Annotated in this window: 13 protein-coding genes; 2 read left to right on the top strand and 11 right to left on the bottom strand. The window is 70.8% G+C overall.

The features are described 5' to 3' along the window. Nucleotides 1-19: 19 nt before the first annotated feature. Genes RM590_RS15100 through RM590_RS15050 form a run of 11 tightly spaced genes read right to left on the bottom strand, consistent with a single transcriptional unit; the run spans nucleotide 20 to nucleotide 17,054 of the window. Nucleotides 20-1,561 carry an argininosuccinate lyase gene (locus tag RM590_RS15100; RefSeq protein ID WP_311705054.1) on the bottom strand — a complete coding sequence of 514 codons (1,542 nt, stop codon included), beginning with the start codon at nucleotides 1,559-1,561 and terminating at the stop codon, nucleotides 20-22. Between the two features lie 6 nt (nucleotides 1,562-1,567). Continuing rightward, nucleotides 1,568-1,909, bottom strand: a complete 342-nt coding sequence (locus tag RM590_RS15095) for a hypothetical protein (RefSeq protein ID WP_311705053.1) — start codon at nucleotides 1,907-1,909, stop codon at nucleotides 1,568-1,570. Next, on the bottom strand, nucleotides 1,906-2,151 hold the full coding sequence (locus RM590_RS15090; protein ID WP_311705052.1) for an MbtH family protein: 246 nt from the start codon (nucleotides 2,149-2,151) through the stop codon (nucleotides 1,906-1,908). Before RM590_RS15090 ends, RM590_RS15095 begins: the two co-directional genes overlap by 4 nt. Nucleotides 2,152-2,205: 54 nt before the next feature. Beyond that, nucleotides 2,206-4,059 carry a non-ribosomal peptide synthetase gene (locus tag RM590_RS15085; RefSeq protein WP_311705051.1) on the bottom strand — a complete coding sequence of 618 codons (1,854 nt, stop codon included), beginning with the start codon at nucleotides 4,057-4,059 and terminating at the stop codon, nucleotides 2,206-2,208. Between the two features lie 54 nt (nucleotides 4,060-4,113). Continuing rightward, a complete protein-coding gene (locus RM590_RS15080) occupies nucleotides 4,114-6,081 on the bottom strand; it encodes a carbamoyltransferase C-terminal domain-containing protein (protein ID WP_311705050.1) in 1,968 nt (655 codons plus the stop codon). Continuing rightward, complete coding sequence (locus RM590_RS15075; protein ID WP_311705049.1) at nucleotides 6,071-6,862, bottom strand: thioesterase II family protein; 792 nt, start codon at nucleotides 6,860-6,862, stop codon at nucleotides 6,071-6,073. Before RM590_RS15075 ends, RM590_RS15080 begins: the two co-directional genes overlap by 11 nt. A gap of 24 nt (nucleotides 6,863-6,886) precedes the next feature. After that, nucleotides 6,887-8,170 (bottom strand): cytochrome P450, encoded by a 1,284-nt coding sequence (locus RM590_RS15070; protein ID WP_311705048.1) that lies wholly within the window; start codon nucleotides 8,168-8,170, stop codon nucleotides 6,887-6,889. Next, a complete protein-coding gene (locus RM590_RS15065; RefSeq protein ID WP_311705047.1) occupies nucleotides 8,167-9,939 on the bottom strand; it encodes a non-ribosomal peptide synthetase in 1,773 nt (590 codons plus the stop codon). The genes RM590_RS15070 and RM590_RS15065 overlap by 4 nt, the downstream gene beginning before the upstream one ends. Before the next feature lie 13 nt (nucleotides 9,940-9,952). Further along, nucleotides 9,953-10,648, bottom strand: coding sequence for a hypothetical protein (locus RM590_RS15060; RefSeq protein ID WP_311705046.1), 696 nt, complete (start codon nucleotides 10,646-10,648; stop codon nucleotides 9,953-9,955). Next, nucleotides 10,642-11,598 carry a GHMP family kinase ATP-binding protein gene (locus RM590_RS15055; protein ID WP_311705045.1) on the bottom strand — a complete coding sequence of 319 codons (957 nt, stop codon included), beginning with the start codon at nucleotides 11,596-11,598 and terminating at the stop codon, nucleotides 10,642-10,644. The genes RM590_RS15060 and RM590_RS15055 overlap by 7 nt, the downstream gene beginning before the upstream one ends. Next, nucleotides 11,595-17,054: a non-ribosomal peptide synthetase gene (locus RM590_RS15050; RefSeq protein WP_311705044.1), complete on the bottom strand. Its 5,460-nt coding sequence runs from the start codon at nucleotides 17,052-17,054 to the stop codon at nucleotides 11,595-11,597. The genes RM590_RS15055 and RM590_RS15050 overlap by 4 nt, the downstream gene beginning before the upstream one ends. Nucleotides 17,055-17,380: 326 nt before the next feature. On the opposite strand from RM590_RS15050, the gene RM590_RS15045 reads away from it, so the two are divergent. Continuing rightward, complete coding sequence (locus RM590_RS15045; RefSeq protein WP_311705043.1) at nucleotides 17,381-18,097, top strand: thioesterase II family protein; 717 nt, start codon at nucleotides 17,381-17,383, stop codon at nucleotides 18,095-18,097. Between the two features lie 11 nt (nucleotides 18,098-18,108). Beyond that, nucleotides 18,109-18,933 (top strand): SDR family oxidoreductase, encoded by an 825-nt coding sequence (locus RM590_RS15040; RefSeq protein WP_311705042.1) that lies wholly within the window; start codon nucleotides 18,109-18,111, stop codon nucleotides 18,931-18,933. Nucleotides 18,934-18,960: the final 27 nt, after the last annotated feature.

Genomic DNA, 18,960 nt, shown 5'->3' with positions numbered 1-18,960 from the left:
GTCCGGTACGTGGTCGGCGTCACCGGGCACCCCTGCCCGTGCCATCCGCGTCCGCCGCCCACACGGCGGCGATCCGGTCGAGCTCCGCGGGCACGGCCGTCGCCACCGCGCTCCGCGCGTTCCATTCGGCGGCCAGCCGCCGGTGCTCCGCGCGCTGTGCCGCCACCAGCTCGGCGACCGCGTCGGGGTGGACCGAGCCGGCTGTCCGGTGCTCGCGCACCCCTCCCGGGACATCGCAGGCGCGGCGAAGCGCCCGTTCCGGCTCGGCAAGCCGGTGCCCCAACTCCGCCGCCGCCGTGCGGAGGAGGCCCGCGTCGATGTCCGGGGGCTCGCGGCCGCTGTCCAGGGCCGCCACGATGTAGCGACCGGCCAGCACCTGGGCGCTCCGCCAGGGCACCCCCTCATCCAGAGTCAGCCTGTTGGCCAGAGCGAAGCCCCCCAGATACTCCCGCTCGCACGCCGCGAGCATGCGCTCGGGGCGCAGCACCAGGTGCTCCAGCACGGTGCACAGCAGCCGGACCATCGTCCGGGCCGATGTCAGGGCGTCCAGCAGATGGGAGCCGGCCTCCTTGGAGACCTCGACAAGATTGGTGTACGGCGTGTTCCGCTGGCCGAGAAGCGTGTCGATGTGGATGGAACTCAGGTGCGCCGACTTTCCCCGAACGCGCTCCAGAATGGGGTAGTTCTTCTTCTGCGGCATCGCCGAGGAGATGCCGGACAACTCGTCGGGCAGCTCGACGAAGCCGTACGCGCCCGAACTCCAGGTGAGCAGATCCGTGGTGAACCGGCTGACGGCGGCTCCGAAAAGCGAGAGCTCGGCGGTGACCTCCTGCGCCGACCGCCGGGACGCGACACCGGTCAGCGCGTGCGGCTGGGCGGCGCGGAAGCCCAGCAGACGGGCCATCCGCTCCCGGTCCCAGGCCAGTTCCTGTCCGGCCATCGCACCGGAGCCCAGCGGACAGGTGTCCATTCCGTCGTATGTGCCGAGCATGCGCCGCAGGCTGTGCAGCACCTGCTCGGACACGGCGGCGAAGTAGTAGCCGGGCGTGATGATCTGAGCCGCCTGGTAGTGGGTGTACCCGGGCATCGGCACGTGCCGGTGCTCGTCCGCCAGCCCGATGGACGCCCCGGCCAGGTCGAGGACGACCGCCGCCGTTTCCAGTACCTCGGTGCGCAGGAACATGGCCTGGGCGCAGGACTGCAGATCGTTCCTGCTCCGATCGACGTGCCAGACGGGAATCGGTTCGGCGAGCGACTCCGTCACCTTCCGCTCCAGCGCGAAGGCGAGGTCGGACATGTTCTCGTCGGGGTCGGCCTCGGGGAAGCTTTCCCGGGCGGCGTCGAGCGCCCGGAAGACCTCCAGGACCTGATCGCCCGACATCAGGCCCATGCGCCCGTACTCGAGTGCCAGGACCTTCTCGGCGGCGACGTACCACGGGAGCAGGTGCCGCACCTCGAAGCGGAACTGCGGTGCGAGTACCTCGTCGTGCAGCTGTCTGCTGGGGCCGCCCCGGATCCGGCCGCTGAGCGGCTTCTCAGGCTGCTGGGGAACGTCCGCCACCCGGGCTCACCTCTCCTCGTGTCCCGTCCCGGTGACCGACAGCCGTCCCACGCCTCGCCGCGACGCCAGGTCGATGTCCGCGACGCAGCGCACCGGAACGTGGTCGAGCAGCAGGTCTCCCTCGATGTGCACCGTCCCGGTGGCCCGGGCGAAGTCGGCGTCCGCGAGGCGAGTGGCGGCCGGGTCCAGGGCGACGCCGAGGACCGTTCCACCGCGCGTTCCGGTGAATCTGATCGTCAGGTACCGGAGATCCTCGATCCGTCGCCGCAGGTCGGTGAGCGGGCCGGTCCGATCGCCCAGGTCCACCTCGCTGTCCGCGTCGGCCAGACGCCGCACCAGGTCGCTCATCGCGCGCCGCCCCGCTCCTCGGTGCCGCCGGCGGACTGCGCCATCCGCCGACGCAGGCTGAGCGGCCTCATGTCGGTCCAGACCTCGGCGATATGCGCCAGGCACTCGCTTCGGCTTCCCGTCACCCCGCGCTCGTACCAGCCGGCCGGCAAGGGCTTGTCCCGCTCCCACAGCGAGTACTGCTCCTCGTCGTTGACGACCACGCGGTACTCGCGGGTGTCCTCTTCGTTTCGCTCAGACATCGAGTACTCCTCCGTCTCTCCTCAGCAGTGGCATCCGGGCCGCGGTCCGCCGGGTCAGTCGTTGTCCTCCAGGAGGCGCCGCAGGCTGTCGGAGGGCAGGCTGTCGAGCTGCGTCACGAGCGTCTTCTCGATCTCGGCGGCCAGCGAACGCAGCACGGGCCGTTCGAAGACGGTGTGCAGGGGAAGCTCCACCCCGAACCGCTCGGACACATGACGCTTCAGCCGGGTGGCGAGCAGCGAGTGCGCGCCCAGGCGGAAGAAGTCGTCCAGGGCGCCCACCTTGGGCAGTTCGAGAAGCTCGCACCAGATCTCGGCCAGCGCCTCCTCGACCGGCCCCTCGCAGGGCACGCGGCCCGCCGCGACGTGGTCGCGGATCTCCTCCTCGGACGGGATCAGCCGACCGCGGTCCACCTTCCCGTTCGTGTTCAGGGGAAGGCTGTCCCGAACCAGCACCACGGACGGCCTCATGTGATCGGGCAGCCGCTCCGCCATGTGGGCCTGGACATCGCCCGGTTCGGGCGGGTCGGCCGGCGTCTTCGGGCAGACGAAGGCCACCAGGCGCTCCAGGCCCGCCTCGGAGCGGTGCAGGACGGCGACCGCCTCGCTCACCTGGGGGTGACGCAGGAGCACGGTCTCGATCTCGCCGAGTTCCACCCGCATGCCGCGGATCTTCACTTGGTGATCTTGTCTGCCGACGAACATGACGGCGCCGTCGGGGCGAAGGTATCCCCGGTCACCGGTGGCGTAGAGCCGCTCCCCCGCGGCGAACGGGCTCGGCAGGAACGCCGCGGCAGTGGCCGCCGGGTTGTTCACATATCCTCGTGCCAGCCCCGAACCACCCAGATAGAGATCGCCGATCTGTCCCTCCGGCACGCTGTCGAGGTTCTCGTCCAGGACGTGCACCTGGTTGTCGGCCATGGCCCGGCCGACGCAGACGGCGCCGGAGGCGGCGGTGTCCTCGGCCACACAGGTGTGATGGGTGGAGTCGATCGAGACCTCCGTCGCACCCCAGGTGTTGTGCAGCGCACCGGGCATGACGGCTCTGAACCGCTCGACCGTGGCCGGCTTGAGCGCCTCACCGCTGGACGTGGTGTTGCGCAGGGAGCGCAGCAGTCGCTTGTCCTGGGGTGTCACGGTGTCCAGCACCAGATTCAGCATGCTCGGCACGACCTGGAGATACACCGCCCGGTGGCGGGCCACCGCGTCGACGATCGCCCGGGGGTCCCGGTGCAGCCCGGGCTCCAGAATGGCGACCCGGCCGCCCACTGCCAGCGGCCAGAAGAGCTCCAGGCCCGCGTCGTCGAAGGTCAGGGTGGTCTTGTGGACGACCGTCTCGCCCGGCCGCAGGCCGTGCTGGCGCTGCATGCAGACCATCCGGTTCACCCAGCCGCGATGGGTGCTCGCGACTCCCTTCGGGACACCGGTCGAGCCGGAGGTGTAGTACACCGACACCAGGTTGTCCGGCGAGACGGACACCTGGGGTCGCTCGGGCGAGCAGCGCGCCACCTCGGCCGGGTCATCCGCGCGCAGGCCCCGCACGCCGCCGGGGAGTTCGGCCGGCGGCCGGCCGAGGGTGAGACAGACTCGCGCCCCGGAGTCGCGGAGCATCTGCTCCAGCCGGGCGGCGGGGGCCTCGGGGTCGAGCGGCAGATAGGCGGCCCCGGCCTTCAGGACGGCGAGCAGGGAAACGGCCAGGTCGATCGAGCGGTCCACGCGGACGCCCACGACATGGTCGACGTCCACTCCGAGGTTCCGGAGCCGGTGAGCGAGTCGGTTGGCGTTCATGTCGAGTTGGCGGTAGGTCAGGTGCCGGCCATCGCCGGCCAGCACGGCGACCGAGTCCGCACAGACCTCGGCCCGCTCCTCGAAGAGGCCGTGCAGGCTGCTCGCGGGGGACTCGGCGGACATCGGCTCCTCATTCCCGGCCGGGCTCTCCCGCACCGGATACGCGCCCGGCATCTCTCAGGCCCCCTCGGCGAAGGACGAGCCGGGCCCCTGCTGGAGGCGGAACTCGCGGACCCAGTGGTCGAAGGCGGGATCGGTGGCGTGCACGTGGTCGGCCAGCGCGTTGAGGTCCTCCACGGGGCAGTCCTCGGGGTCGGCCCACAGCTCGGGCATCTGGGGCAGCAGGAACATCGCCCGCTCGGTCAGGCCGGCCCTCACCCATCGACGCCAGATGGCGTCCCTCTCGGCCTCCTGGCCGGCGAAGTAGTCAACGCGTCGTGGGCGCGGCCGGGTTGGGCGCTCCACGGCGGGCACGGGCTCGCTTCGCAAACTGACCCGGCGCCCCTGTACATAGGCGAACGGTATGCCTCTGCGCAGGCAGAACGTCAGCGCCTCGGCCACCGTGCCCACGATCGGTTCGCCGCGGTCGTTCAACGAGGTGTTGCACAGGATGGGCACGCCCGTCTCGGCGTGGAAGGCCCGCAGCGCGCGGTACAGCAACGGGTTGACCCGCTCGGTGATCGTCTGGTGCCGGGCCGAGTTGTCCAGGTGCAGGATGGCCGGCACCCGGCCGCGCACCTCGGGCCGCACCAGCGCGGTCTCCAGCATGAAGGGCGAGGGACGGTCCTGGTCGAACCACTCGCCGGCGAGCTCCTCGATGACCACTGGCGCGACGGGCCGCCACCACTGACGCCGCTTGTACTCGTTGAGCAGCCGCTTGGTCTCCTCGGACCGCGGATCGCCCAGCAGGCTGCGGTGGCACAGGGCGCGCGGGCCGATCTCCGCGGCGCCGTCCACCCAGGCCAGCGGTCCTTGGGCGATGTCGGCCACGAACTGTTCCGGGGAGAACTCACGGACGTTCTCGATCCATGGCGCGAACTCGGCCAACGCGGTGTCGGTGTCCGGCAGTTCCGCTCCGTAGTAGGCGGACTCGAGTCGGTGGTCGGCCCGGTCGAAGGCGCCGGTGCCATGGAGACCGAGGAGTCCCAACCCGTAGGACTGGCCGGAGTCGTTGGCGCAGGGAGGGGTGAGCAGCCCCCGGAAGCCGAAGTGGTTCATCAGGGCCGAGTTGGTGGGGCAGTTCAGGGCGAATCCACCGCTGGTGGAGAGGTAGCAGTCCGCGGGGCGAACGTCGGCCAGCTCGCAGAGGCGCTCCACATTGCGCCTGGCGACCAGTTCACAGCACTCCTGCACCACGGACATCACCGCGCTCTGCAGATGCTCGTCGGGCGTGAACTCCGGTTCCAGGGCCCGCCCGGCGAGTTGCTCCCGGGCCTCTTCGACGATGTCCTGGACGAACGGCAGTGAGAGCGAGACCGGGTGCACTCGTCCGCCGTAGAGGTTGAGCTTGAGCACGGCCTGCGAATCGAAGTCGATCTGGGTCCGGCAGGCGCTGGCCAGCGCCATCAGCGTGCCCGGCTCCTTCTCGAAGAGCATCTCGGCCGCGGCGTAGAGCGGTGCGGGTGACTCGACCGGCGCGAAGGTGAGGCGGCCCTGCCGGGACACGCATCCCGCGTAGGAGTAGCGGTGGGTGACCCGCTCCTGGACGAAGTCCGGACCGGTGTCGATCGCCATGCCGATGATGGTCGCCTCCTTGAAGATCCGGCTGTCCATCAGCAGCCCACCGAACAGGTGGCCGAGCGTGTGCACCGGGAACTCCTCGGCCCCGGCCGGAATGGGGAGTTCGGCGGCGGCCGGCAGCCCCGGGGTGCCCCACACGGTGCTCACGTCGGCCAGGGTCAGCCCCTCCTCGGCGAGCAGTCCGTCGAGCAGCGCCCGGGCCCGCTCGACCGAGTACAGCGGCCAGTGGTGGTGCTTCTGCCCACTCAGCCGCTCCAGCTCCCACATCCGGACCAGCTCCACGGAGTCCCCCCTCCGGCGCCACAGGGAGATGTTCTGATCGTGTCGGCTGTGCAGGACGGAGCGCACGCCCGGAGGGCTGATGTAGCACGACAGCGCGTAGTCATCGGGACGCCTATCCATCATGGTTCTCCCTGGACCGAGCAGCGGAAAGCGACTTGTCCATCACCTGCTCGAACTCGGCGAGCAGGTGATCGGGGGCGCTCAGGAAGGTGTGGTGCCTGCCGTTCAGTACGGTGGCCGAGAAGCGGCCCTCGGGCGCGTACTGGCGCCAGCCGCCCATCTGTTCGGGGCGGATCTCCACGTCGTCGCTCCAGCCGATCGCGTGCAACGCGCAGCGCAGCATCACAGGTTCGGCCAGGTGGTACCGCTGGTTGGCGGCGAGATCGGCCCGCAGGACACCGAGCCCCAGCTCGATGACGTCCGGGTCCGGCCGGCCTCCCAGCTCCCTCGTCAGCGTGGTCAGTTCATGACGAAGCTCGCCGTCGCTCATGCCCAGGAACCGCCCGAAGGGACCGTCGTGGGGCGCGACCTGGGAGGAGATCAGCAGACAGGCGGGCGTGGGGCCGCCGATCTCGTGCAGCCGCAGCGCGGTGGCGAACGCCGCGAGCGCGCCGCCGCAGTGGCCGAAGAAGGCGAACGGCCGGTCCAGGTGGGGCAGGAGCGCTTCGGCCGCGAGCTCGGCGAGTCGCTCGTAGCTGCCGTAATGCGGCTCCCCGATCCGATTCTCCCGGGCGGGAAGCTGTACCGGGCAGATCTCGACGTCACCGGCGAACGACGGCCACCGGCTGTACATCGACGCGCCCATCCCCGAATACGGGAAACACAGCAGCCGTGCCGCGGACTCACTTCTGGGCCGGCGCAACAGCCACTTGCCGTGGCGCCTGGCCGGTGGAGACGTGGTCACCTCGGATTCTCCTTCCGCCGACGTCTACTCGGACAGCGAGCCGGCGGTCGCGACCGCCTCGGCCAACAGGGGCGCGGCGCCCGGGCGCAGCCGCGCGGTGACGGGCAGGTGGCGAATGCCCGCCACGAAGTTCGACTTCAGATGGACGACCGTTCCGGCGGGCCGGAATTCCTCGACCAGCCTGACGATTTCGCCGAACAGCAGACGCAGCGCGATCCTGGCCAGCGGTGCGCCGATGCAGTAGTGGGGCCCGAACCCGAACGCGACGTGCCGGTTGGGGGTGCGGCCCACATCGAACCGGTAGGGATCATCGAACACCCGCTCGTCCCGGTTGGCTGAGCCCAACCACGCGACCACCGCCTCGCCGGCCCGGATCGGCACTCCGCTCAGTTCCGTGTCGGCCACGGCGTAACGCATGAAGTGGTTGGCCGGGGAGGCCCATCGCAGCCCCTCCTCCACCGCGGTCGCGGTGTCCGCTCCATCCGTCAGCCGGCGGTACTGGTCGGGGTGTTCGATGAACGCCTGCACCGTGGCGGCGATCGCGTGCGGCGTGGTCACGTTGGCACCCAGCAGCAGGCTGTAGCAGTTGTAGACGAGTTCGTCCAGCCGTAGCGGGCGCCCGTCGATCTTCATCTGCCGCAGGAACCCGATGAGGTCGTCGCGCTGCGCGGGAACCAGGCACTGCTCGGCGAAGTACTCGAACAGCTCGTGATGGGCGGCTGCCAGCGTGCCATCACCCGCTTCATCGTGGTACGCGGGGTCCTCCGGGGCGATCGCCATGGTGGTCAGCCGGGTCAGCCGCGGCCAGTCCGCTTCGGGAAGGCCCATCAGCGCGCCCGTGAACGCCATCGGGAAATCGGCGCCGGCCACGGCCAGGTCCCACGGCTCGCCGTCCAGCAGCGGCGCCAGCAGCCGGTGCGCCACGCGGCGGATGCCGGGCTCCTGGGCGAGCAGGGCGGTATGGGAGAGCGCCTTGGACATCGGCACCCGCATCCGCGAGTGCACCGGCGGGTCGCTGGCGGCCATCATTTTGTCCACGGCCGGATCCGGCGAGCCGAGAATGGACAGCAGAGTGCCGTTGCGCGAGGTGAACCGGGTGTGGTCGCGCAGCACTGCGCTCACGTCGGCGTGCCGTGTCACGGACGCGAAGGAGCGCCCGTCGGGGAGCGTCTGCCGGTGTACCGGCGCGCGCCGGCGCAGCACGTGCCACACGGCGTGCGGATCACCGCTGACATAGGTTTCCGGGTCGAAGAGGTCCACGGAACCGAGATCGATGTCCGGCTCTCCGCGTGGGACGCTGATCCTCACCGGGCTCCCCCCTTCCGTATCTCGTCGAGATGCAGGGCGAGTTCGGCGATGGTCGGGTTTTCGTAGAAGGTCCGCGCCCGCAGCGGGATGCCGAGCTCGGTGCCGATCTCGGTCGTGATCTGCGAGGCCAGCAGCGAGTGCCCGCCGAGTTCGAAGAAGTCGTCGTCGACGCCCACCGGGTCGATCTCCAGCACGTCGCCCCACATCCGGGCCAGCCAGGTCTCCACGAGCCCGGCCGGCCGCCGGAACTCGGTGTCCAGTTCGGGGCGGCGCCGTACCGGGCGCGCGGCCAGCGCGGCGCGGTCGACCTTCCCACTGCCGGTCAACGGCATCGCCTCCAGCCTGGTGAACAGGGACGGCACCAGGTGGCCGGGCAGTTCGCCGGCGAGGCCGCGGCGCAGCGCGGCGGCGGAGACGGCGAAGTCGCTGGTGTAGAAGGCCACCAGCCGCTGGCCGCCGCGTGTGTCGGGCTGCGCCACCACCGCGGCTTCGGCGACGCCGGGGCGGCGCAGCACCGCGGCTTCCACCTCGGCCGGTTCGACGCGGAACCCGCGCACCTTCACCTGTCTGTCCGCCCTGCCGACGAACACCAGGTCTCCACCGGGCAGGCGGCGGGCCAGGTCGCCGGTGCGGTACATCCGGGAGCCCGGAGGGCCGAACGGATCGGGCAGGAACGCGTCCGCGGTGGCCACGGGCCGGCCGAGGTAGCCCCGGGCCAGGCCGAGGCCACTCGCGTACAACTCGCCGGTCTCCCCTTCCGGCACCGGAACCATCTCGGCGTCCAGCAGGCGCACTTCCGTGCCCCGGATCGGACGGCCTATCGGCACCGTCGGCGTGGCCGGCACCGAGGTCATGGGGTGGCAGCACGTGAACGTGGTGTTCTCGGTCGGTCCATAGCCGTTGATCACCGTGGTGCCGGGCAGGCCGGTCACCGCCCGGCCGACATGGGACGGGGAGAGCACGTCGCCGCCGGCGATGAGGTAGCGCAACCCGGTCAGCGCGTCGAGGGCGGCGTCCACCACCTGGTGGAACAGACCCGCGGTCAGCCACAGCACGGAGACGGCTTCGGCTCGCACCACCTCGGCCAGTTCGGCCGGCGTCAGGGCACCTGGCGGGGGAACGCACAGTTGTGCCCCGTTGAGCAGCGGTGCCCACAATTCCAGGGTCGAGGCGTCGAAGGCGACCGGGGCGTACTGCAGGAACACGTCGTCGGCGGACAACCGCAGGAAGTCGGCGTCCCGCACCAGCCGCACCACCGCGCGGTGCGGCACGCACACGCCCTTGGGCGTGCCGGTCGAGCCGGACGTGTAAGCGATGTAGGCCAGGGCGTCCGGGCCGAGCGGTGCGTCGGGACCGGGCGGCGGCAGCGTGAGTGCCGGATCGTCCAGCGCCAGCGTGGTGTGTCCGGTGGCGAGCCGGTCCGCGAGGGGCCGCTGGGTGAGCACCACCTTCGCGCCCGCGTCGGTCAGCAGCCGCGACGAGCGCGCGGGTGGCCAGTCCGGATCGAGAGCCAGATAGCAGCCACCGGCCCGCAGCACCGCGAGCAGGGACACCACGAGCGGCATCGACCGGTCCATCAGCACGCCGACCGGCTCCTCGGCGGTGACGCCGAGTTCGCGCAACAGGGCCGCGAGCCGGGCCGACCGCTCGTCCAGCTCGGCATAGCTCAGCTCTTCGCCACGGCAGCGCACCGCGACGCGCCCCGGGGTGGCCGCCGCCTGCCGGGTGAACAACGCCGGCAGTGACTCTTCGTCGAGATTCGGACTCACTCCTATCACCCCTTCACCCGGCCCTCTTCGTCCACACTGCGGAGGCGACGGCCAGCAGTTCGCCGTCCGCGTCGTAGCAGGCCGTCACGTTGGTGGCGGTCCGGCCGTGATCGTCCTTGCGCCACCCGACGAGAACGTGGGGCGCGCCGACCCGCGGCGGGCGCAGCAGCCGGGCGGTCATCTTGGTCAGCACCGCGGGTCGCCGCCGCGGGTCGGCGGTCCAGCCGCCGGCGCAGTCGAGCGCGCTCCACACGGTCTCGGCGGCGGTGTCCGCGGGCCGCCATACACAGGCGGTGGTGTGCGGCCGGCCGGCCACCGGGCCGGGTGCCAGCCGCAGACCGATGCCGTCGGTGCGGGCGTGCCCGCAGGCGAAGCACGTGGGGAACGGATGCCCCGTGCGCCCGAGGAAACCGTTCTCGGCCGCCGTCGCCTCCGCCACCAACACGGGGGCCGGCGCCTGGATCCTGGCGTCGGTCGGCGTCGCGGTGGCGATCAGCTCGTCGCCGCACCACAGCGCGGACCGGTGGGCGCCGGGCCGCAGCCGCATCGGCGTCGCCAGCGGCGGTGGCTTCAGGAGAGTGACGGCGGCGGCCGGGCCGGGCACGGCCAGCGCCGCGAGCCGACCGCATGTGTAACCGCCGTGAGCGGAGCCCGCCGGCCCGTTGTACCGCGCCGGCACGGTCAGTTCGAGAACGCTCGGAGTCAGCACGCGTCGCTCTCCTCCGGGCGGCACTCGTCGCGGAGGCACGACGAGGTGTAGACGGACACGGCGCCCCCGAGCAGCCGACAGGCCGTGGTCAACTGCCGGAGTTTGGCGTCGTGTTCCGGATCGTGCTCGGCGATCAGCACGCCCAGCACGGTTCCGCTGTGCGCCAGCGCCAGGCCCAGGGCGTCGGCCTCTCTGCCGATCCGCACCAGAGGGCTCAGATACGGCCGTGGGCGCACCTTCGTACTCAGCACGGCGCTGCGCGTGGCCACCATGCCCACGGTGGCCAGATCGTGGGCGCGCACCGCCGTCGTGAGGGTGGCCAGCAGTTCGGCGTACTCCTGCTTCTCCCGGTCGGTGCGCGGGCGGAGGCTCCGGTTGTACCGCACGGTGTCGACCTGGCCGCCCTCGTCCACGGCCACGATGGTCAGCCGGGGCAGGCAGCCGAGTCTCTCCCGCAACCGGGACTCCCGGTGGTAGTAGGAGACGATTCCGTCGTACATCACCCCGTCGGACGGTTCGATCTGACGCAGCAGCGCCTCGATCGCCGTCGCCTCCAGCGGCAGCCCGAGCGCGTCGGCGACCGCCCGTGCGGCGGCCACCAGATCGGCGGAGGAGCTGGCCAGCCCCTTGCCCTCGGCCAGCCCGCTGGTCAGTTCGAGCACGCCACCTCCGCGGTAGCCGCAGGCGGCCGTCATGGTGAGCAAGAGCCGGCGCGTCTTCTCCTTGGCGGCCGGAATGACGGTCAGGGGCTCGCCCGCGCCGGTGGGCGTGAACCTCGCGGCGGAGAACTCGCTGATCGGCAGGGTGACCAGGAAATCGCGGCCGTCGTCGGGCAGCACACCCTGCAGCAGCTCACCGAACGTGCCGGAGGCCCGCCCGTAACCGGTCCTGTGCCCGGTCGTGACCGGGCCGGGGCCGACATCGTGGCGGCCCCTTGTCACATTGGTCACCGCGCGGCCACCTGGCCCGTCCCGCCGAGCACACCGTTGATGACCCCGGCCACCGCTGCCACGTGTGGTGGACGCATCAGGTCGTAGTGGGGGACCGAGGTCCGGCGCACGGTGAACTCACCGCCGATCAACGGCCGCCACAGATCGGCGTTGCCCCGTACATGGGTCTCGTCGCCCTGGACGAAGACCGCGTTGCCGGGGTACACCGTGGGGCGATGCCGGGCGTGAGCGGTCATGTGGTGACGCAGCACTCCGAGCAGTGCCTCCCGGTCCTCCGGCTCCGGCCCGGCGGGGGCGGCCAGTTCGGCCCGCAGCAGCGCGTCCAGCTCGTCGTCGCCGCCGACGTGGAGCTGGCCCGGATACGCCGAGTCGACCAGGCACAGCAGGTCCACGGAGGCTCCCCCCTCGTGCAGCAGCCGCGCCACCTCGTGTGCGACAACCCCGCCGAAGGACCAGCCGGCCAGGTGGTACGGCCCGGTGGGCTGGTGGGCCAGGAGGATCTTGAGGTAGTCGGCGGCCAGCGCGCCGACGCTGGCCGGGCCGACGACACCGGTGCGCAGGCCGGCCGCGGCCAGGCCGAGAACCGGATGGCGTGGCGAGATGCGCGCGGCCAGTTCCTTGTAGCAGAACACTCCACCGCCACCGGGATGGATCAGGATCAGAGGCGCGCGATCGCCCTCGGCCCGCAGCGGCACCAGCAGGGCGCCGTCGTCCGGCACCTCCGCCTGGCGTTCGAGGAGCGCCGCGAGCCGCGCCACGCTGCCACCTCTGATGAGTTCGACCAGCGGAATGTGGCGGTCGAACCGTCGGCGGATCGCGGTGATCAGCCGGAGCGCCACCAGCGACTGCCCGCCGAGTTCGTAGAAGGTGTCGTCGATGCCGATGGGCCTGGTGTCCAGTGCTTCCTCCCACAGCGCGACCAGCTCCCGCTCCACGTCGTTGCCGGCCGGCCGGTACGGACGCCCGGCGGTCTGCCCGGGCCGGACCAGCCCGGCCAGACCCTCGCGGTCGGCCTCGCCACCGGCCAGCAGCGGGATCTCGGGCACCTCGAGCCACACCTGGGGCACCATGTGGCCGGCCAGCCGCTCCGCGGCGAACGCGCGCAGCGCCGCCGTGTCCAGCCCCCGCTCCGCCGCGACCGGCACCACGCAGGCGACGAGCGCCTCGTCCCGGACGAGCGCGGCGCAGTCCCGGACGGACTCGTGGCCGCGCAGCGCCGCGTCGATCTCGCCCAGTCGGACCCAGAGGCCGCGGAGCTTCACCTGTTCGTCGAGCCGGCCGAGGTATTCGAGTTCGCCGTCGGTCAGGTGCCGGGCCAAGTCGCCGGTGCGGTACAGCCGACCGTGCTCGGTGTGGTCGAAGAACGGGGCGCTGGTGACGCCGGTGTCCGGTGCGTCGCCGTGATGGCCCCGGGCCACTCCGGCGCCGCCAACGTACAGCTCACCGGGGAGGCCGGCCGGCACCGGCTGGCGCTCGCTGTCGAGCACGTGCGCCGTGACATTGGCGATGGGGCGGCCGATCGGTACCACCCGGCGGCCGTCGTCCCGACAACGCCAGTGCGTCACGTCGCCCCCGGCCGCGGTCGCTCCGTACAGATTGACCAGTTCGGCCGAGTGCCGGGCCCGGAACCGCCGCCGCAGGTCGGGGGACAAGGTCTCACCGCCGCAGAAGACCCGGCGCAGGCTCGCGCACTCCGTCAGACCGCCCTCGTCCAGGAGGGTCCGGAGCGTCGAGGGGGCGAGGTGAACGACGCCGACCTCGTGCCGCTGGATCAGCTCCCGCAGGTAGGCCGGTTCGCGATGCCCGCCCGGACGACAGATGACCAGGCGCGCCCCTACCAGCAGGGGCCGGAAGAACTCCCACAGCGACACGTCGGAGGAGAACGGCGCCGCCCGCACCAGCGCGTCGTCGGCACCCATCGGGTATTCGTCCTGCGCCCACAGCAGGCGGTTGCACAGGGCCCGGTGGGAGACGACCACCCCCTCGGGGCGCCCGGTCGAGCCGAAGGTGAGGATCAGGCACGCGGGGTCGTCCGGCAGCACCGGCACCTCCGGCACGGTGCCGGAGAGCCGCCGGCATGCCGACAGTGTCACCATCTCGGTGCGCGCGTCGCCGAGTTGCGGACCCGGGGCCTCCTCGGCATCGGTGAGTACCAGTTCCAGCCCGGCCTCCGCCACCATCGCGGCCAGCCGGTCGGGCGGGTTGTCCGGAGGCAGCGGCACATACGCGGCACCGGCCCGGAGCACGGCGAGCAGGCTGACCACCAGCTCCGCCGAGCGGCGCATACTGACCCCGACGAACTGCCCGGGCCGGACCCCCAGATCGATCAGCCTGCGCGCCAGTCGGCCGACCCGGTCGTCGAGTTCGCCATGGGTCAAGGTGGTGGTCTCGCAGACAACGGCCGGCGCATCCGCGGCGACGAGTGCCCGGCGACGCACCAGTTCGGGCAGCACATGCGGCTCGGGGAAGGCGCGCGTCGTGTCGTTCCACGTGGCGAGCCGACGCGACTCGTCGGCGGACAGCAGAAGTGTGGCGGTGTACGCGCGCTCGGGCGTGCGGACCATGCCGGTGAGCGCGTTGAGGTAGTACCCGTGCGCGCGCTCCACCCACTCGGCGCTCAGCCGGGTCGCGTCGTGCCGCAGCGCGAAACCGATCTCGCCGGATTCGGCGGAGCGGAAGAACTCCGTACCGAACGGAAAACTGGTGGGCACCACGCCTTCCTCGTCCAGCACTTCCACGTCACCGGTCGGCTGGGATCGGGAGACGTGAAAATGCGTGTAGTTGAAGAACGACTCGAGGAGCGTGCCAACACCCTGCTCACGCTGGATCTCCGCCAGCGGGAACCGCCGGTTCGGCTGGATCTCCAGATCCACCGCGGCGACTTGCGCGATGAGGTCCGCCCAGCTGCCGCCGGCCGGTCGGCAGCGGAACGGCACGATGTTCAGGAACAGCCCGATGACCCGGTCACTGTCGCTCTCCTCACCGCGGCCGTGGTACACCGCGCCGGTCACCACGTCGGGCTGACCGCCCAGCAACGCCATCACCCGCACATGCGCGGCCAGCAGCACGATCCGTACCGGCACCTTCAGCGACTTGGCCAACTCCAGGACGCCCGTCGAGAGGTCGTTCGGCAGCGAGAACTCCGTCATCCGCATGTCGGCGGGAGCGGTGTCGTCCACGGCTCGGGGCAGCCGGGTCACCGCCGCGTCGCGCAACTGCTCCACCCAGAACTCCCGCTGTCGCGGGTCGGCCACGGCCGCCCGCTCGGCCGCGACGATCGAGCGGAACCGTGCCTTCGGTGGCGGCGGGATCTCCCGTTGGTGCCCCAGTTCCCGCACGTAGAGGTTGAGCAGTTCGGCGAACAGGGAGGCGTCGCTCCAGCCATCGATGATCGCGTGGTGCTCCGCTATCCACAGTTGCACGGTGTCCTCGGACAGGCGCTGCACGTGGAACCGGATCAGCGGCGCGCGGTCGAGGTCGAAAGGACGCGCGCGTTCCCGGTGGAGGCGCCCGCCGACCGCCGCGCGGCGGTCGGCGTCGTCGAGCCCGCGCAGATCCTCGAACGTCATCGGCACCGCCACTTCACGGTGCACGAGTTGTACGGGCTCGCTGAACGGGGCGAAGGCGAAACTGGTCCGCAGCATCTCGTGCCTTGTCAAAAGCTGCTTGACCGCCTGTTCCCAGGCCGTCGCCGAGAACTCGGCGCGAAGCCGATAACGCATGACGTTGTGGTAGATCTGATGTGTTTCCGTGGCTTCGCTGTGGTAAAGCATGCCGGCTTGGACAGTCAGGAGAGGATAGGCGTCCTCGACGTCCTCACCGACCAGGTCCCGGTCCGCCGGGCTGAGCAGGTCGCAACGCTCCACGATGGGTGATTCGGGTGTTTCATCCGCCGCGATGACCAGGGGAGCCAGCTCTCGGATGGTCTGGTGCAGGATCAGGTCGGTCAGCCGGAGTTCGAGGCCGGCCGCCCGGACCTGTGCCAGGATCTGCACGCTTCGGATGGAGTCGCCGCCCATCTCGAAGTAATTGTCATCGATGCCCACCTGTTCCAGGCCGAGCACCTTGGCGAAAATGCCCGCGAGCGTGGCTTCGGTCGGGTTGGTCGGGGCCGAATAGGGCGCTGGATCCTCCCATTCGGATCCGGGCCGCGCCGGCTGCTCGTCCCCCTCCGGATCACCCGGCCGAGCCAGCGTGGTGACCGGCTGGTCCGGGTCGGCGGCTGCCGATTCGACGATCCGGCAGAACTCGTCGGCGAACTGCCCGATCCGCTGCTCACTGAACAGGTCGGCGCGGTACTCGAATTCGGCGTCGACCGTTTCACCCTGATCGATGATGGCGAGCGTGAGCTGGAACTTGGACGTTTCCGTGGGAAGTTCAATCGGTTCGAATCGCACCCCGCCCGACGTATGTCTCGCACCCGGCTTCTCGTTCAGCGTGAACAGCACCTGGAAGACGGGGTCGTGATCGAGAGCACGCTCAGGGGCCAGCTCCCGCACCACCAGATCGAAGGGCACTTCCTGGTTGTCGACCGCCTCCAGGGTGGCTCGGCGCACTTGGCGCACCAGCTCGCGGAAGGTCGGATCGCCGTGGAACGTGCTTCGGATCGCCACCGCGTTGACGAACAACCCAATGGTGCGGTGGAACTCGCCGCGGCCACGGTTGGCCGCAGCGGTGCCGACGATGATGTCGTCGTTTCCGGCCCGGCCGCGCAGCAGCAGGGCGAATGCCGCGAGCAGGACGACGAACATGGTGGAGTCGGTGGCACCGGCGAGTGCCCGCAGCGCGCCCGTCGCGTCCGACCGCAAGGCGAAACGATGCGAGGAACCCGTCGGTCCGGCGTGCGTCGCCACGTCGGAGGGCAGGCGCAGCACGGGCAGGGTGCCGCCCAGGGTGCTCCGCCAGAAGTCCAGTTGCCGGGCGGCCTCCGGACCCGCCAGCCACGCCTCTTGCCAGCCGGAGTAATCGGCGTAATGGAACTCCGGATCCGGCAGGTCCGGCTGTCGGCCGGCGGCCAGCGCCTCGTAGCCCGTCACGATCTCGTCCAGCAATATCCCCGCGGACCAGCCGTCCACGATGATGTGGTGCATGCTCAGCAGCAGGGTCGCCCTCGCGTCGTCCTGCCGCCGCAGTCGCGCCCGGAACAGCGGCCCGCGTTCCAAGTCGAAGGGCCGACGTGCCTGTTCGTCGATCCAGGACCGATCCGTTCCGTCCGTCACCAGATAGTCCAGCGGAGCGTCGGGATCGACGACCTGCAGGAGTGCTCCGTCATCGAGAGCGAAGTGCGTGCGCAGCGCTTCGTGCCGTTCCATCACCAGAAGCAGCGCGGATCGCAGCGCGTATTCGTCAAGAGCGCCTTGCAGTTCGTAGACAAGCCCCACGTTGTAAGTGGGCGCGTCACCGAGCAGATTCTGCAAGAAGAACAACTGATATTGAGCGCGCGACGCGGGAAACACATAGCACTTCCCGTTTTCTCTCGTGGCTGGCACCTGGCCAGTGCTCACCGCACCACCCGCATCCGACACACCGATCAGCCTCCCGAGCCACCGGCACCCGAAAACCGGCCCCGACCATCGCCCATGCCGTCCTCATTCGGTCCTCGGACTGTCCTCACCATCCCGCGCCGCAGAAAGCCGATTTCACCCTCACCCAGGCGTCATCGAGAGTTCCTCCGCTACGATGGCCCACCGAACGCCCAAGCGCTGAAGCACGTTTCCTCGCGAATCACACAACTCCTCAGCAGGTAGCTGATCGAAAGCATCGCTCCCACAGAGAGGCGACCATGCCGGTAAAGCTGATTTGCCTGCCCTTCGCGGGCGCGGCGGCGAGTTTCTTCTGGCCCTGGCGCAAGCTCGGCGTCCCGAACGTGAGCATCCACCCGCTGCAACTCGCCGGGCGCGAGCAGCGCGTCGACGAGGAGCCCTTTCGCGACGTGCACCAGGCCGCCGACGCGCTGCTGCCGGAGGCGTTGCGGGTGGCTCGGGACGGGCACGGACCCGTCGCCGTCTTCGGACACAGTCTCGGGGCCGTGCTGGCCTACGAGCTGACGCGACGCCTGGTCGAGAGAGGGCAGCCCGTGGCCGGGCTCTTCGTCAGCGGGTCTCCGTCTCCCTGGGAAAACCGGGCGGAACGCGCGACCGGCCTGGCGGACGACGAGTTCCTGAAACGGGTGGAATCCCTCGCGGGTTACCGGCACGACGCGTTGAACAATCCGGAACTGCGCGAGCTGATCCTGCCGGCGCTGCGGGCCGACGTGGAGATGCACGAGCAGTACCGGCCGCGCGACGCCGCGCCGATCGCCGTCGACATCACGGCCCTGCGCGGGATCACCGACGAACTCGTCGGCGCCGAGGAGCTGTCCGGCTGGTCGGCGGCCACGGCCACGGACTTCCGCCGCGTCGAACTCCCCGGCGGGCACATGTACCTCACCGACTCCGGCCGCGGCGTTCTGGAACTGGTCGCCGCCACCGGAGCCCGGGCCGGCACGGGCGGACGGTAGGGACGGCCTCCATGCGTTTGCTCGACAAGACGGTCGTGGTGACCGGCGCCGCGCGCGGCATCGGCCGTGCCTGCGCCATCCGCTGCGCCGAGGAGGGCGCGGACCTGGTGCTGTTCGACATCGCCGACGACCTGACCGCGGTGCCCTATCCCCTGGGCACCGGCGAGGAGCTGGCCGAGACCGCCCGGCGCTGCCGGAAGCAGGGAGCCGGCGTGCTCCCCATCGCCGGCGACGTGCGCGACCAGAGCGCCGTGGACGCCATGGCACGCCAGGCGCTCGACCGGTTCGGCCGCGTGGACGTACTGATCAACAACGCCGGGATCGTCGCGCCCTCGGGAAGCCCGGTGGAACGGATCACGCAGGACGAATGGTCGGTGATGCTGGACATCAACCTCTCCGGAGCCTGGCACGTCATGAAGGCGATCGCGCCCGGCATGCTCGGTCGGCGCGGCGGCAGCATCGTCAACATCTCCTCCACGGCCGGACTCGTGGGATACCGACACTTCGCCGGCTACGTCGCCGCCAAGCACGGAGTCATCGGCCTGACCAAGGCCGCCGCGCTCGACTACGCCCCCCACCGGGTCCGGGTGAACGCCATCTGCCCGGGATCGGTCCACGACGACCCCGACCTCGGCGGACGGATGCTCTCGGAGATCGCCCGATCGCTGCGGCTGCCGGTGGCCGACCACGAGGAGACGTTCGTCCCGGCACAGCCCACCAACAGGCTCGTCGACCCCTGGGACGTGGCGGCCACGGCGCTCTGGTTCGCCAGCGACGACGCGCCGAACGTGACGGGAACAGTCCTGACCGTTGACGGCGGGTTCACCGCGCGCTGAGCCTCCTTCGACATGCTGCGGGAGCAC

The organism is Streptomyces litchfieldiae (assembly GCF_031845365.1).
Lineage (GTDB): Bacteria > Actinomycetota > Actinomycetes > Streptomycetales > Streptomycetaceae > Streptomyces > Streptomyces litchfieldiae.
Note: the sequence above shows the minus strand (reverse complement) of the source record. Positions and strands in the feature narration are given on the sequence as shown.

Excerpts from the sequence above, each read along its gene's own strand:
- RM590_RS15080 (WP_311705050.1), bottom strand. The coding sequence starts at position 6,081 with ATGATGGATAGGCGTCCCGATGACTACGCGCTGTCGTGCTACATCAGC.
- RM590_RS15045 (WP_311705043.1), top strand. The coding sequence starts at position 17,381 with ATGCCGGTAAAGCTGATTTGCCTGCCCTTCGCGGGCGCGGCGGCGAGT.
- RM590_RS15090 (WP_311705052.1), bottom strand. The coding sequence starts at position 2,151 with ATGTCTGAGCGAAACGAAGAGGACACCCGCGAGTACCGCGTGGTCGTC.
- RM590_RS15085 (WP_311705051.1), bottom strand. The coding sequence starts at position 4,059 with ATGTCCGCCGAGTCCCCCGCGAGCAGCCTGCACGGCCTCTTCGAGGAG.
- RM590_RS15095 (WP_311705053.1), bottom strand. The coding sequence starts at position 1,909 with ATGAGCGACCTGGTGCGGCGTCTGGCCGACGCGGACAGCGAGGTGGAC.
- RM590_RS15040 (WP_311705042.1), top strand. The coding sequence starts at position 18,109 with ATGCGTTTGCTCGACAAGACGGTCGTGGTGACCGGCGCCGCGCGCGGC.